The organism is Streptomyces sp. bgisy159, assembly GCF_057707805.1.
In genome coordinates this window covers 12,712-27,596 of sequence record NZ_JBYIQX010000020.1, presented here as the reverse complement: position 1 = coordinate 27,596, position 14,885 = coordinate 12,712, and the positions used below count along the sequence as shown (strand labels likewise).

General features: G+C 71.4%; 13 protein-coding genes. 8 read left to right on the top strand and 5 right to left on the bottom strand.

Annotated features, from left to right (window positions below; genetic code table 11):
- Positions 1 to 36 precede the first annotated feature (36 nt).
- Positions 37 to 1,212: an adenosine deaminase gene (locus AC3ET3_RS20150; protein ID WP_432137997.1), complete on the bottom strand. Its 1,176-nt coding sequence runs from the start codon at positions 1,210 to 1,212 to the stop codon at positions 37 to 39.
- A gap of 100 nt (positions 1,213 to 1,312) precedes the next feature.
- Between AC3ET3_RS20150 and AC3ET3_RS20145 the strand changes: the two genes are divergently transcribed.
- The gene (locus AC3ET3_RS20145) at positions 1,313 to 2,590 is read left to right on the top strand and encodes a DUF4190 domain-containing protein (RefSeq protein WP_435612602.1); all 1,278 of its coding nucleotides are present in this window, start codon (positions 1,313 to 1,315) and stop codon (positions 2,588 to 2,590) included.
- Here AC3ET3_RS20145 and ybiA read toward each other — a convergent pair.
- On the bottom strand, positions 2,580 to 3,191 hold the full coding sequence (ybiA, locus tag AC3ET3_RS20140; RefSeq protein ID WP_432137949.1) for a riboflavin biosynthesis intermediates N-glycosidase: 612 nt from the start codon (positions 3,189 to 3,191) through the stop codon (positions 2,580 to 2,582). The genes AC3ET3_RS20145 and ybiA overlap by 11 nt on opposite strands.
- A 177-nt stretch (positions 3,192 to 3,368) precedes the next feature.
- Here ybiA and AC3ET3_RS20135 point away from each other — a divergent pair, with 177 nt between their 5' ends.
- From AC3ET3_RS20135 to AC3ET3_RS20105, 7 genes are all read left to right on the top strand, one after another.
- Complete coding sequence (locus AC3ET3_RS20135; protein WP_435612601.1) at positions 3,369 to 4,883, top strand: gamma-aminobutyraldehyde dehydrogenase; 1,515 nt, start codon at positions 3,369 to 3,371, stop codon at positions 4,881 to 4,883.
- A gap of 54 nt (positions 4,884 to 4,937) precedes the next feature.
- A complete protein-coding gene (locus tag AC3ET3_RS20130) occupies positions 4,938 to 6,188 on the top strand; it encodes a polyamine ABC transporter substrate-binding protein (RefSeq protein WP_432137951.1) in 1,251 nt (416 codons plus the stop codon).
- 5 nt (positions 6,189 to 6,193) lie between these two features.
- Complete coding sequence (locus tag AC3ET3_RS20125; protein WP_432137952.1) at positions 6,194 to 7,342, top strand: ABC transporter ATP-binding protein; 1,149 nt, start codon at positions 6,194 to 6,196, stop codon at positions 7,340 to 7,342.
- The gene (locus AC3ET3_RS20120; RefSeq protein WP_432137953.1) at positions 7,342 to 8,271 is read left to right on the top strand and encodes an ABC transporter permease; all 930 of its coding nucleotides are present in this window, start codon (positions 7,342 to 7,344) and stop codon (positions 8,269 to 8,271) included. The genes AC3ET3_RS20125 and AC3ET3_RS20120 overlap by 1 nt, the downstream gene beginning before the upstream one ends.
- Positions 8,271 to 9,071 (top strand): ABC transporter permease, encoded by an 801-nt coding sequence (locus tag AC3ET3_RS20115; RefSeq protein ID WP_432137954.1) that lies wholly within the window; start codon positions 8,271 to 8,273, stop codon positions 9,069 to 9,071. The genes AC3ET3_RS20120 and AC3ET3_RS20115 overlap by 1 nt, the downstream gene beginning before the upstream one ends.
- Before the next feature lie 22 nt (positions 9,072 to 9,093).
- Positions 9,094 to 10,545 (top strand): NAD(P)/FAD-dependent oxidoreductase, encoded by a 1,452-nt coding sequence (locus AC3ET3_RS20110; protein WP_435612600.1) that lies wholly within the window; start codon positions 9,094 to 9,096, stop codon positions 10,543 to 10,545.
- Positions 10,546 to 10,715: 170 nt separating this feature from the next.
- Positions 10,716 to 11,162: a bifunctional DNA primase/polymerase gene (locus AC3ET3_RS20105; protein WP_432137956.1), complete on the top strand. Its 447-nt coding sequence runs from the start codon at positions 10,716 to 10,718 to the stop codon at positions 11,160 to 11,162.
- Here the strand turns inward: AC3ET3_RS20105 and AC3ET3_RS20100 are convergent, their stop codons facing one another.
- From AC3ET3_RS20100 to AC3ET3_RS20090, 3 genes are all read right to left on the bottom strand, one after another.
- Positions 11,163 to 11,699, bottom strand: coding sequence for a hypothetical protein (locus AC3ET3_RS20100; RefSeq protein ID WP_435612599.1), 537 nt, complete (start codon positions 11,697 to 11,699; stop codon positions 11,163 to 11,165).
- A gap of 241 nt (positions 11,700 to 11,940) precedes the next feature.
- A complete protein-coding gene (locus tag AC3ET3_RS20095; RefSeq protein ID WP_435612598.1) occupies positions 11,941 to 12,798 on the bottom strand; it encodes an MFS transporter in 858 nt (285 codons plus the stop codon).
- Positions 12,799 to 13,321: 523 nt separating this feature from the next.
- Positions 13,322 to 14,881 carry a diguanylate cyclase domain-containing protein gene (locus AC3ET3_RS20090; RefSeq protein WP_435612597.1) on the bottom strand — a complete coding sequence of 520 codons (1,560 nt, stop codon included), beginning with the start codon at positions 14,879 to 14,881 and terminating at the stop codon, positions 13,322 to 13,324.
- Between the last annotated feature and the right edge of the window lie 4 nt (positions 14,882 to 14,885).

Below are 14,885 nucleotides of genomic sequence, written 5' to 3'. Positions count from 1 at the left end.
CGCCCATTGTGCTGGGGCCGGCGCCGCGAGGCCGGATCAGGGAGCGAGCCACTCCGCGGTGTACGCGTCGATCTCCTCGCGGATCCGGGCCTTGCCCGCCTCGTCGAGGAAGGAGGCGTCCACCGCGTTCTTCGCGAGGTCGGCGAGACCGCGCTCGTCGAGGCCGAGGAGGCGGGCGGCGACCGCGTACTCGTTGTTGAGGTCGGTGCCGAACATGGGCGGGTCGTCGGAGTTCACGGTGACCAGCACCCCGGCGTCGACGAACGTCGTGAGGGGGTGCTCGTCCAGCGAGGGCACCGCCCGGGTGGCGATGTTCGACGTCGGGCACACCTCCAGCGCGATGCGCTGCTCGGCGAGGTGGGCGAGCAGCTTCTCGTCCCGGGCGGAACTGGTGCCGTGCCCGATGCGCTCGGCGCCCAGGTGGGTCAGTGCGTCCCACACCGTCTGCGGGCCGGTCGTCTCGCCGGCGTGCGGCACCGAGCGCAGCCCGGCGGCGATCGCGCGGTCGAAGTACGGCTTGAACTGCGGCCTCGGCACGCCTATCTCCGGTCCGCCGAGCCCGAAGGAGACAAGGCCCTCCGGGCGCAGCCGGTCGTCGGTGGCCAGCCGCGTCGTCTCCTGCGCCGCCTCCAGACCGGCCTCGCCGGGGATGTCGAAGCACCAGCGCAGCACCGTGCCGAGCTCCGCCTCCGCGTCCTTGCGGGCGTCCTCGATCGCGTCCATGAAGGCCCGCGCGTCGATGCCGCGCCTGGTGGAGGAGTACGGGGTGATGGTCAGCTCCGCGTAGCGCACCTGCTGCCGGGCCAGTTCCCGGGCCACCTCGAAGGTCAGCAGGCGGACGTCCTCGGGGGTGCGGATCAGGTCCACGACGGACAGGTACACCTCGATGAAGTGCGCGAAGTCCGTGAAGCTGAAGTAGTCGGCGAGGGCCTCGGGGTCGGTGGGCACCTTGGAGTCGGGGTGCCGGGCGGCCAGCTCGGCGACGATCCTGGGGGAGGCGGAGCCCACGTGGTGGACGTGCAGCTCGGCCTTGGGCAGCCCGGCGATGAAGGCGTGCGGGGCGCGTGCGGCGCCCTCGGCGATCTCGCTGGTGGGGCCGGTCGGCACGGCGGGCGCGGTGGGGCCGGTGAGTGCGTCGCTGCGGTCGGTCAAGGGGTCCTCCCCGGGACGGCGTCCGCGCGGGCCGGCGGGCGGCGGGCGGGACGCGGTGATCGGCTGATCGGTGTCTCGGGGATCATCGTAGGCCGGGCCCTGGGCGGACGGGACCTGGCCGTAGCATGACGGCACAGCTCGACGAAGGGGGAATCCGCGCATGGCCGACGACGCGCCCGCACCCGAGGCGCCGGAGACCGCGGCGACCTCCCGTCCGGACGGCCCCGCCGCGCCGTTCCCGGCCACCGCGACGAGCCTGGAGAAGGACAAGACTGCGCCGACGGGTCTGGATGATCCGGTGCCGACGCGTCTGGACAAGGCGGTGCCGACGCGTCTGGACCGTCCGGCGGCCACGAGACTGGACAAAGCGGCGCCCACGAGTCCGGACAGGCCGGCGGCCCCGGGTCTGGACGATCCGGAGGCCACGAGTGCGGACAGGGCCGCGCCGGCCGGCATGGAGAAGTCCGCGCCCACGCCTCGGCCCGAGCCGGGGAGCACGACTGCCGACGCCGGGCCGCGGGAGGTTCGGGAGTCGCTGGACTCGCGGGGCCCGCGCGACCAGCCGGGTCAGCATGAGCCACAGCAGCCACAGCAGCCGCAGCAGCCGCAGCAGGCGCATCAGCCACAGCAGGCACAGCGGCCGCAGGAGCCGACCGCGCCGGTCCACGACCAGCACACCGTCGTACCGGTCCCCGGAGCGGCCCCGGCACCGCCCCCGGCGGGCGACGCCTTCCCGGACGACCCCTTCGCTCCGCCGGAGGCCAAGGCGGCGACGGCAGGTTGGGGCCGCTTCGCGCCCCCGCAGCCCGGGGTGCCCGGTTACGCGACTGGTGGGTCCGAGTTCCCGCAGGGCGGGATACCTGGCTCCGCCCCCGGCGGCTTCGCGCCGTCGGCCGGGGCCGGGATGCCGGGTCCCGCTCCCGCCGGGTACGCGCCCCCGCAGCCCGGGGCGCCCGGTTCCGCCCCCGGCGGCTACGGACCACCGGGCGGCGCCGCCCCGGTCGGGTTCGCGCCGTCGCCGTTCGCGGCGCCCGGAACCTCCGCGGTGCCTGGAGTCCCCGGGCCCCCGTACGGCGCGGACGGTGCCGTGCCGCCTCCGCCGATCTCGCCGGACGGGCCGGGACAGGTGCCGTACGGCTGGCCGGGCCACCCCGCGTACCCGTCCGCGGGCTACCCCGGCTGGCCGGGGATGTCGGTCGAGAGCAACGGTAGGGGCGTCGCGGCGATGGTGTGCGGCATCATCGCGGCCGCCGGCTTCTGCCTGTGGCCCCTGGCGATCGTCCTCGGCGTCCTCGCCGTGATCTTCGGTGTGATCGGCAGGGCCAAGGCGAAGCGGGGCGAGGCGTCCAACCCCGGCCACGCCGTGGCCGGGATCATCTGCGGTGCCGCCGGCGTGGTCCTGGGCATCGGGATGGCGGTCCTCCTCTTCACGGTCTGAGCCGCAGCCGCTCCCGCGCCGCCATCAGGGCGAACCCCAGCAGGTTCGGCCCCCGCCACCGCTTCGGATCGGACGCCCCCTCGTCCTGCGCGGCGAGGCCGATGCCCCACACCCGGTCCACGGGACTGGCCTCCACCAGCACCCGGTCGCCGGTGCCGAGCAGGAAGGCGCGCAGCGCGGGGTCCGAGGAGAACTTGTGGACGCTGCCCTCCACGACGATGCCGAACCGCTCCCGCGTCCAGACCTGCTCGTCGAAGCCGCGGACCAGCCGCCCCGCCTTCTTGGCCTGCGCCGGATGCTCGGCGGCCAGCGCCCGCCGCTCCGCCTCCGGGTCCCCGAACAGCCGGGCCTTGCCGGCCATCATCCAGTGCTCGGCCGTGTCGTAGGTGACCCCGTCGACGGTGAACGGCGACGGCCACCACTGACTCAGACAGCTCGGGCCGAGGCTCCCGTCGGGCCTCGGCCGGTGACCCCAGAAGTGCAGATACCTGATCCTCTCGCCCGCGTCGACCGCCCTGACCAGATCCTCCCGCGACGCGATTCCCCCGGTGTGCCCCGTGTGCGTGCTCATACGGGCGAGTGTGGCACGCGCCACTGACATTCCGTCCTTCCTTTTCCCCGCCGACTCGACACCCTGGTCGACAGATTCCGTCGCGTAACCAAAAGGCAACAACGGAATCCCTTGTTGAGGTAGCACTCCTCTGTCAGGATCGGCACTCAAATCGAGCTGGAGCTACGCCACCCCCGCACACGACGGGTGACGGCGGAGGAGAGCTACATGCACAACCGGTTCCCCGCACAGGAACGCTTCGCGGCCGGCGCGCAGTTCATCGCCGGGCGGCTGAGGCAGGGCACGTCGGGACGCACCCACGCCGTGGTCGACCCGGCCACCGGCCAGGAGGTGTTCACCTACGAGCTGGCCGCCCCCGCCGACGTGGACGCGGCGGTCGCCGCCGCCCGCGCCGCCTTCCCGGCCTGGTCCGGCGCCACCCCGGCCGAGCGCTCCGAGGCCCTGCACCGCCTCGCGGCCCTGCTTGCCGAGCGCGCTGAGGACTTCGCCCGCGCCGAGTCCCTGCAATGCGGCAAGCCGCTCAAGCTCACCCGCGAGTTCGACGTCCCGGGCACCATCGACAACACGTCCTTCTTCGCGGGCGCCGCCCGGCATCTGCAGGGGCAGTCGGCGGGCGAGTACTCCGGCGACCACACCTCCTACGTACGCCGGGAACCCATCGGCGTCGTCGGCTCCATCGCCCCCTGGAACTACCCCCTCCAGATGGCCGCCTGGAAGATCCTCCCGGCGATCGCCGCCGGGAACACCATCGTCCTGAAGCCTGCCGAGCTGACTCCGCTGACCTCGCTGATGTTCGCGCAGGCCGCCACGGACGCCGGCCTCCCCGACGGTGTGATCAACGTCGTCACGGGCACCGGCAAGGAAGCCGGCGAGCACCTCGTGGGCCACCCCGACGTCGCGATGACCTCGTTCACCGGGTCCACCGCGGTCGGCAAGCGGGTCGCCGAGATCGCCACCGCCACCGTCAAGCGCCTCCATCTGGAGCTCGGCGGCAAGGCGCCCTTCGTGGTGTTCGACGACGCCGACCTGGACGCCGCCGCACACGGCGCCGTCGCGGGCGCCCTCATCAACAGCGGGCAGGACTGCACGGCCGCCACGCGCGCGTACGTGCAGCGCTCCCGCTACGACGAGTTCGTCGAGCGGACCGCCGCCCTGATGGCGACCGTCCGCGTCGGCGACCCGTTCGCCGCCGGCACCGACCTCGGCCCGCTGATCTCGCACGTCCAGCGGGACCGCGTCGCCGGTTTCGTCGACCGGGCGCGCGCCTACGCGCGCGTGGTGACCGGCGGCGAGGCTCCGCGGGGCACTCTGAAGGTGGGGGCGTACTATCTCCCCACCCTCATCGCCGACGCGGCCCAGGACAGCGAGATCGTCCAGTCCGAGATCTTCGGTCCGGTCCTCGTGGTCCTGCCCTTCGACGGCGACGACGAGGGGATCGCCCTCGCCAACGACACCCCCTACGGACTGGCCGCCTCCGCGTGGACCCGGGACGTCTTCCGGGCCAACCGCGCGACGCGGGAGATCCAGGCCGGGTGCGTGTGGGTCAACGACCACATCCCGATCATCAGCGAGATGCCGCACGGCGGCTACAAGCAGTCCGGCTTCGGCAAGGACATGTCGCCGTACTCGTTCGAGGAGTACACCCAGATCAAGCACGTCATGTTCGACAACACCGCGGTGGCCGAGAAGGACTGGCACCGCACCGTCTTCGGGGACCGATAGCAGCCAGGCCGCCCGACCCGCGGCCGCCCACCCTCCCGAAAGGGCACCACGCGCATGGAGCAGTACGAGCCCGACGACCGCCTGACACCGGCCCAAACGGCCGCCATGCGGCGCAGCCTCAGCAACGGCCGGGCGGCCCTCACCCGCCGGTCGCTGCTGCGCGCCTCCGCCGGCGGCGCGCTGACGCTGGGCGGCCTCGGGGCGCTGAGCGCCTGCGGGATCCCCGCGGCCGGCAAGACCGAGGGCGGCACGTCCGCCGAGGACCACTCGGCGAAGGAGAAGACCGTCAGCTTCTCCAACTGGACCGAGTACATGGACGTCGACGAGGCGGGCAAACACCACCCCACTCTCGACGCGTTCACGCAACGCACCGGCATCAAGGTCAAGTACACCGAGGACATCAACGACAACAACGAGTTCTTCGGCAAGATCAAGCCGCAGCTCGCCGCCGGTCAGGAGACCGGCCGCGACCTGATGGTCCTCACCGACTGGCTCGCCGCCCGCATGATCCGCCTCGGCTGGGTGCAGAAACTGGACCCGTCCAACCTGCCGCACGCCTTCGCCAACCTGTCCGGCCAGTTCCGCAGCCCCGACTGGGACCCGGGCCGCGCCTACTCGTACCCCTGGACCGGCATCTCCACGGTCATCGCCTACAACAAGAAGGCGCTGGACGGCGTCGAGGTGAAGTCGGTCTCCGACCTGCTCGACAACCCCAGGCTCAAGGGCCGGGTCGGGTTCCTCACCGAGATGCGCGACACCGTCGGCATGACCCTGCTCGACATGGGCAAGGACCCCGGGAAGTTCGCCGACGACGACTACGACGCCGCCATCGCCCGCCTGCAGAAGGGCGTCGACAAGGGCCAGATCCGCCGCTTCACCGGCAACGACTACACCGCCGACCTCACCAAGGGCGACATGGCCGCCTGCCTCGCCTGGGCCGGCGACGTCGTGCAGCTCCAGGCGGACAACCCCGACGTCGACTTCATCATCCCGGACAGCGGTTACCTGACGTCCAGCGACAACCTGCTGATCCCCAACAAGGCGCGCCACAAGAGCAACGCCGAACGCCTGATCGACTACTACTACGAGCCGCGGGCGGCCGCCGAACTCGCCGCGTACATCAACTACGTGTGTCCCGTCGACGGCGTGAAGGAAGAGCTCGCGAAGATCGACGAGGACGCGGCGAACAACCCGCTGATCCTCCCCGACAAGGCCATGCAGGCCAAGTCGCACGCCTTCCGGTCGCTGAGCGCGGCGGAAGAGACGAAGTACGAAGAGAAGTTCGCGAAGCTCACTGGGGCGTGACGATCATGACGACGACAGACAACAGCGGCGACGTCCGCCTCTCCGGCATCAGCAAGACCTACGGCGCCTTCACCGCCGTCCACCCGCTGGACCTGACCGTCCCGCAGGGCTCCTTCTTCGCCCTGCTCGGCGCCTCCGGCTGCGGCAAGACCACCACCCTGCGCATGATCGCCGGCCTGGAGGAACCCACCGCGGGGACCGTCCACCTCGGCGACCAGGACGTCACCCACCTGCCGCCCTACAAGCGCCCGGTGAACACCGTCTTCCAGTCCTATGCCCTCTTCCCGCACCTCGACATCTTCGAGAACGTCGCCTTCGGACTGCGCCGGCGGGGTGTCAAGGGCGTCAAGAAGCAGGTCGAGGAGATGCTCGACCTGGTCCAGCTCGGCGAACAGGCCCGCAAGAAGCCGCACCAGCTCTCCGGCGGCCAGCAGCAGCGCGTCGCCGTGGCCCGCGCGCTGATCAACCACCCCAAGGTGCTGCTGCTCGACGAGCCGCTCGGCGCCCTCGACCTCAAGCTGCGCCGCCAGATGCAGCTGGAGCTCAAGCGCATCCAGACCGAGGTCGGCATCACCTTCGTGCACGTCACGCACGACCAGGAGGAGGCCATGACCATGGCCGACACGGTCGCCGTGATGAACGCCGGCCGCGTCGAGCAGCTCGGCGCCCCCGCCGACCTCTACGAGAACCCGCGCACCACCTTCGTCGCCAACTTCCTGGGCACCTCCAACCTCATCGAGGCCGAGGTCGGCACCACGAGCGGCGACGACGTCGTCCTCAAGGCGGGCGGCGGCAAGCTGGTCCTGCCCGGGGCGCGCTGCGCCGCGCCCACGGCGGCCGGCGGCAAGGTGCTGCTCGGCGTGCGCCCCGAGAAGATCTCCCTCACCCACGCCGACGACGCCGGCGAGATCCCCGACGGCCGCAACCGCCTCACCGGCAGGATCGCCGACGCCAGCTTCATCGGCGTCTCCACGCAGTACGTCGTCGACACGCCCGCCTGCCCCGACGTGGCGGTGTACGTCCAGAACGTCGAACGCGACGGCCGTCTGGTGCCCGGCGCGGACGTGGTCCTGCACTGGAGCCCGGCGCACACCTTCTGCCTGGACGCCGCTCAGGACATCGCCGCGGGCACCGAGGAAGAGGCGGTCCTGTGATGTCGACGCTGACCGAGGCGCCACCGCCGCTCGCGCCCGCCGAACCCGCGAGGAAGCCGACGCGCCGGCGGGGCCGCTGGACCCCCTACTGGTTGTTGCTGCCCGGACTGCTCTGGCTGGTCGTCTTCTTCGCGCTGCCGATGATCTACCAGGCCTCCACGTCCGTGCAGACGGGCTCCCTGGAGGAGGGCTACCGGGTCACCTGGCACTTCGCGACCTACTGGGACGCGCTCACCGACTACTGGCCGCAGTTCATGCGCTCGGTGCTCTACGCGGGCACCGCGACCTTCCTGTGCCTGCTGCTCGGCTACCCGCTCGCCTACCTGATCGCCTTCCGGGCGGGCCGCTGGCGCAACCTGATCATGATCCTGGTGATCGCGCCGTTCTTCACCAGCTTCCTGATCCGCACCCTGGCCTGGAAGACGATCCTCGCCGACGGCGGCCCGGTCGTGGGGGCGCTCAACAGCCTGCACGTCCTGGACGTCACCAGCTGGCTCGGCATGACCTCCGGCGACCGGGTGCTCGCCACCCCGCTCGCGGTGGTCTGCGGCCTCACGTACAACTTCCTGCCGTTCATGATCCTGCCGCTGTACACCTCCCTGGAGCGCATCGACGGGCGGCTGCACGAGGCGGCCGGCGATCTGTACGCCAAGCCGGTCACCACGTTCCGGAAGATCACCTTCCCGCTGTCGATGCCCGGCGTGGTCTCCGGCACACTGCTGACCTTCATCCCCGCCTCCGGCGACTACGTCAACGCCGAACTCCTCGGCTCCGCCGACACCCGCATGGTCGGCAGCGTCATCCAGACGCAGTTCCTGCGCGTCCTGGACTACCCGACGGCCGCGGCCCTCTCGTTCATCCTGATGGCCGCGATCCTCCTCATGGTCACCTTCTACATCCGCAAGGCCGGGACGGAGGATCTGGTCTGATGCCCCTCGTCAACTGGCTCAGGCGCCACCTGGTGGTCATCGCCGGGCTGTGCACGCTCGCCTACCTGCTGCTGCCCAACGTCGTCGTCACGGTGTTCTCCTTCAACAAGCCGAAGGGGCGCTTCAACTACGAGTGGCAGCGGTTCTCCACCGACGCGTGGACCGACCCGTGCGGCGTCTCCGGCCTGTGCGGCTCGCTCTCGGTCAGTCTCCAGATCGCCTTCTGGGCGACGCTCGGCGCCACCGTCCTCGGCACGATGATCGCCTTCGCCCTGGTCCGCTACCGCTTCCGCGCGCGCGGCGCCGTGAACTCGCTGATCTTCCTGCCGATGGCGATGCCCGAGGTGGTCATGGCGGCCTCGCTGCTCACCCTGTTCCTCAACATGGGCGCGCCGCTGGGCTTCTGGACCATCCTGATCGCCCACATCATGTTCTGCCTCAGCTTCGTCGTCACCGCCGTCAAGGCGCGCGTGATGTCGATGGACCCGCGGCTGGAACAGGCCGCCCAGGACCTCTACGCCGGACCGGCGCAGACCTTCCTGCGCGTCACCCTGCCCATCGCGGCCCCCGGCATCGCCGCCGGCGCGCTGCTGGCCTTCGCGCTCTCCTTCGACGACTTCATCATCACCAACTTCAACGCGGGCTCGACCGTCACCTTCCCCATGTTCGTCTGGGGTTCGGCACAGCGCGGCACGCCCGTCCAGATCAACGTCATCGGCACGGCCATGTTCCTGATCGCCGTGCTGTTCGTCCTGACCTCGATGGTCATCGGCAACCGCAGAAACAAGCAGAAGGCGTAAGCCTCTGTAGGGAGTTGAAACCATGGCCCCGAGCGCCATGCCCCTTCCCGCCGGGGGAAGCACCCCCGGACCCCTCGAGTGGACGAGGTCCCTCTCCGAGGCCCGGCCGGTCCCGTACTGGCTGGAGGACCCCGGCCGGCCCCGTCCCGAACCCGCCCTCACCGCCGCCGAGAGCTGCGACCTGCTGGTCGTCGGCGGCGGGTACAGCGGACTGTGGACCGCGCTCGTCGCCAAGGAGCGCGATCCGCAGCGGGACGTGGTCCTGCTCGAAGGCCGTGAGGTGGGCTGGGCCGCCTCCGGTCGCAACGGCGGCTTCTGCGCCGCCTCCCTCACCCACGGCCTGACCAACGGGCTCACCCGCTGGCCGGACGAGATCCACAGGCTGGAGGAGCTGGGCGCCCGCAATCTCGACGAGATCGAGAAGGCGGTCGCCCGCCACTCCCTGGACTGCGACTTCGAACGCACCGGCGAGATCGACGTCGCCACCGAGCCCTACCAGGCCCGGGAACTGCGCGACCGGCACCGCGAACTGACCGGCAGGGGCCTCGCCGACGGCATCGAGTTCCTGGACGCCGACGCGGTCCGCGAGCAGGTGGACTCCCCGACCTTCCGGGCCGGCCTGTACGACCGCCGGGGCGTCGCCCTGGTCCACCCGGCCAAACTCGTCTGGGGTCTGAAACGCGCCTGCCTGCGCCTCGGCGTCCGGGTCTACGAGCACACCCCCGCGCTCGACCTGAAGCCCTACGGCCCCGGTATGGCCGTCCGCACCCCGTACGGCCGGGTCCGCGCCCGGCAGGTCGCCCTCGGGACGAACGTCTTCCCCAACCTCCTCAGGCGGCTGCGGTCCTACACCGTGCCCGTCTACGACTACGCCCTGATGACCGAGCCCCTGACACCCCCGCAGCTCGACTCCGTCGGCTGGAAGAACCGGCAGGGGCTCGGCGACTCGGCGAACCAGTTCCACTACTTCCGGCTGTCCGCCGACAACCGGATCCTGTGGGGCGGCTACGACGCGATCTACCCGTACGGCGGGCGGGTGCGCGCCGAGTACGACGACCGGCCGGAGACCTACGCCAAGCTCGCCGGGCACTTCTTCACCTGCTTCCCGCAGCTGGAGGGCGTCCGCTTCACGCACGCGTGGGGCGGCGCGATCGACACCTGCTCGCGCTTCTCGGCGTTCTTCGGCACGGCGCACCAGGGCAAGGTCGCGTACGCGGCGGGCTACACCGGACTCGGCGTCGGTGCCACCCGGTTCGGCGCCGAGGTGATGCTCGACCTGCTCGCGGGGGAGCGGACCGAGCGCACCGAGCTGGAGATGGTCCGCCGCAAGCCGCTGCCGTTCCCGCCCGAGCCGTTCGCCTGGACCGGCATCGCCCTCACCAAGTGGTCACTGGCCCGTGCCGACGCCCACGGCGGCCGGCGCAACCTGTGGCTGCGCACGATGGACCGGCTGGGGCTGGGCTTCGACAGCTGAGGCCAGCGGCGCCTCGGACCGAGACTCCGGGAGCCCGCGACCGAGGCCGAAGCGGCCGAGACCTCACCCTTCACCCGAAAGAGTGGGGAAACCCGCGTAATGCGGGCCGCGCGCCTCCCTCTCCCTCATGGACGCGACCGCGTCCGCGAACACACGAGGGAGGTCTCGCGATGACAGGGGCGAAGACGGCGGTCGACTGGCTGGCATCCGTCGCACCGGACCCCGAGGCCTGCCGCCGGGAGTGGGAGCGCAACCCCCGGGGGGTCGCCCTGCTGCCGGCCGGCAAGGCCTGGGACGTCCTGATCCTGCCCGCCGATCTGGGCTACCCGACGCTCGACGTCCTGACCCGGGTCCTCGACCGGCCCGGGCCCGTCCTGGTCGACTTCGGGGACAACCGGACGGGATTCTTCGTGCCGGCCGGAACCGCCGCGCGCTGGCTCGGCACTGGGATCCGCACGGTCGGCGCCGGCGCCTGGGTCGTCGTGCCGTACCCGGGGCGGGGCGGCGCCGGCGGGGTGCGCTGGCTGGTGCCGCCGGACGGGTCGGGCACCCTCACGGATCCCGCGCTGCTGGAGCTGGCCATGCACGAGGCGGCCGCGGGCCCCTCCTGGCCATAGCTAATGGCTCAGGGCATTCGCGACGATGATCACCAGGCCGATGAGCATATCCAGGCCCCCTGCCCGGCACGATGACGGCCATCCCTGCCTGGCGGCGCGGGCGGCCGACGTGCCCAAGCCGAACAAGGCGACGCTGTTGACCAGCAGGGCCGCGTCCACGGCCGTGGCCTCCGCCCACCACCCGGCCACCGCGCCAAGCAGCATCCCCACCGTGGGCAGTACGGCGGCGACCAGTGGCCACTCGGCGAGCACCGACCGCAGTCTGCTCGTCGTGGCTGCCCCGTCGCCGGACGCACGCTGGGCGATGACGTGCGCGTACCCGTGGGCGGCGCTGGTCGCCAGCGCGGTGAGCAGTACCCACAGCGCGTCCGGACCGGGCTCGGCCTTCTCGCCCGTCGCATCCAGCGCGGCCACCATGGCGCTGGCCAGCACCAGCCCGTAGATGCCGCCGGACAGCCACTGCTTCGGCGGCTGGTGCCGGAGGATTCCCCTTGGCGCGAGGTCCTCGTGACGGACAGGGTCGGCGCGGTCGGGCATCGCATCGCCTCGGTAGGGATGATGACTGGGTCGGCACATGCTCACCCGCTTGGCGTCATGGTCCCTGGTGCCACGCGGGTGGACGTGATCGTTGTGCCCCAAAGGGGCGCAGGGCGCGTACGGTGACGGCCGGCGCGGCTCCTCCGTGGACGGCGGCTGTCATTCACGCGATACGGGCATGTGTCTCCTTTCCTCACACATGTCCCATCGGGTGTGGTCGAGCACGGAACCGGGGAGCCGCTCAGGGACTCGCGTGCCGCTGCGCGCAGACGCGGGTCAACCGTGGCAGGGCGAGGGCGACCGTCGAGGCGGCGAGCGCGGCCGCCGCGCACGGCACCGCGTAGCCCGTCGAGGCACCCGCGGCGTCGACCACCCACCCGGCCAGGGCGTAGCCCAGCGCCACCCCGACGGACAGGCCCGATACGGTCCAGGTGATGCACTCGGTGAGCCGGGCGGCCGGCGCCAGGTGGCTCACCAGCCCCATCGTGGTGATCAGGGTCGGCGCGAGGGACATGCCCGCCACGAACAGCGTCACCCTCAGCACCGCCAGACCCGGGGCGAACAGCAGCGGTACCGAGGTCAGCGCCATCGCGCAGACGCTGACCAGCAACCGCGTCGTGATCGCCCCCCGTGGCCCGACCGCACTCAGGGCCGCGCCAGCCAGGCCCGAGCCGAGCGCGTACCCGCCCAGCATCAGTCCGGAGAGCGCCGTGTCGTGGTGGGCACCCACGAACGCGACCGTCACGACCTCCACCGAACCGTAGGACGCGCCCACCGCTGTCTGCGACAGCACCAGCAGGCCGAGTCCGGGGACGCGGGGCGCCCAGCCCCCGGCAGGGGAGGGCCCGGTGCGCACCGGCGGTTGCGTGCGCCGCTGAGCGGCGAAGAGCAGGACGCCGACGGCGAGCAGGAGCGCGGCCGTCAGCGGCCCGGCCTCGGGGCGGATCCTGGCCGACAGCGTGATCACCAGGACCGGGCCGACGATGTAGATCACCTCGTCGAGCACCGACTCCAGCGAGTACGCGGTGTGCAGCAGGCGCGCCGAGGCGCGGTGGACCTCCGCCCAGCGGGCTCTGACGAACGCGCCCATGCTGGGCATGCAGCCCGCTGCCGCCGCCGTGAGGTACAGCGTCCAGTCCGCAGCCGCGCCCGGCACACAGGGCCAGCGCGCCGATGGCGGCGACCGTCGCGGGCATCGCCGGAAGGGCGACCGCGCGCTGACCGTGTCGGTCCGCCAGACGGGAGATCTGAGGGCCGATCGCGGAGGCCGCGAGCGCCTGCGTTGCGGAGACCGAGCCGGCGAGCCGGTACCCGGCGCCGAGCTGCGACAGCAGAGTGACGATGCCCACGCCCGTCATCGCCAGCGGAAGCCGTGCGACGAAGCCCGCAGCGCAGAAGAGCAGAGTGCCTGGAGGAGAGAAGATCCGGCGGTAGTCGGAGAGCATGGGTGCTCCATGCTCCGTCAGGAGCCTGAGGTCGCTGGACGGTCTCGAACAGGTTCGCGCGGACCTCATTCTCGTGCACGGCGCGGAATCCGGCGACCGGGCCGGGTGTACCAGGACCCGGCGCCGGCATCCGGCCGGGCATGCCGCTCCGGCCCGGTGGACAGGCGGTCGAGCGCGTCACGCGTCCGGGCCGGGCTGCGCGGATTCGAAGAACGACGCTTGGTTCTTGCCCGCGGCCTTGGCCCGGTAGAGGGCAGTGTCGGCGTCCCGCAGCGCTTCGGTGGGCGTGGTCGGCTCGGTGATCCGCCGTGCTCCGATGCTTGTCGTCACGCAGATCGACTGTCCCTGGGCGAGGGTGAACGGGTCTTTGAAGGAGTCCAGGATCCGCGCGGTGTAGTCGTGCAGCGTGCCCGCGTCCACCCCTTCCACGACGAGCGCGAACTCGTCTCCGCCGAGCCTGGCCACCATGTCCTGTTCGCGGACCCTGCTCATCAGCCGCTGTGCGACGTCGATCAGCAGTTTGTCGCCGACGGCATGCCCCAGCGTGTCGTTGACGACCTTGAAACCGTCGATGTCGAGTATCAGCAGTCCGGCGGCGAAGAGGGTGGAGCACCTGTCGAGCGCGGACTCCAGACGTTCGCTCAGGAGCGCCCGGTTGGCCAGACCCGTCAAGTGGTCGTGGGTCGCCTGATGGCTCAGCTGCTTCTGGAGTTCTGCCTGCTCACGCAGCGATGACGCGAGGCGGTGAGCATGCGCGTGCGCTTCGGCGGCCACGTTCTGGGCGTACTGGGCCAGCAGCGCGAGGCGCAGCACCAGCAGCAGCGAGAGGCCGGCCGTCATGCCGACGACGACCGCGACGTCCGTGGGATGTTCCCTGATGCCGCCGACATTGGCCAGCACGGTCGACGGCCCCATCAGAATAAGGGCGATCAGGACCGTCAGGCGACGTTTCCGCGGCCTTTCCTGGCCTTCCGCCGACCGTGTCGGCCAGGCGACGGACGGGTGCAGCGCCGACGCTCCCAGCAGCAGGGAGGAGACCATCCATGCTATTTCGGACACAGTCTGCGCGATCGCGGTCCCCTTCGTCGCCATCGTCCCGTAGTAGAGGCCGTCGGCGGCGAGCAGAAGCAGCAGCCAGCCGACGCACAGGAGGAACGAGGGTGCGCGCGTGCCGGTGGTGAGAATCAGCCGCGCGGTCAGGGACAACAGCACCAGGTCGGTCACGGGATAGGCGAGGGACACCGTGAGCGGCCACGCGGACAACTCGCTGCGCAGGTAGGGTGCGACGACGAACGCCCACGCCAGCGTGGCGAACCCCAGCGTGACGATGCTCGCGTCCAGCAGCCCCGCCCAGTGTGGCCGCCCCGTCTGATGCCGGGCCAGCGCCACCAGGCCCGCGGCGAACATCAGGTAGCTGCCCAGGTAGAGGAGGTCGGCCACGCCGGGGAACGGCACCTCTTCGCCGCGGACCTGGTAGACGCCCCAGATCGTGTCCGCCGCCGCGAACGGTGCCATGGCCGCCGCGAGGAGGTACCACGGAAGGACCGGCCGCGGCCTGTGTCTGGCTACTCCCACCGGGATCGCGAGGACGACCGAGCCGGAAATGAGTGCGGGCAGCAGATAGCGCTTCGGGGAGGAGGTGACCATGTAGGTGAGGATCACCGCGGTCCCTGCCGTCGCGTACGCCCAGACCAACGCGTGACGACGGGAGGTCAACCGGACGTGAACCTTGCCCACGGGC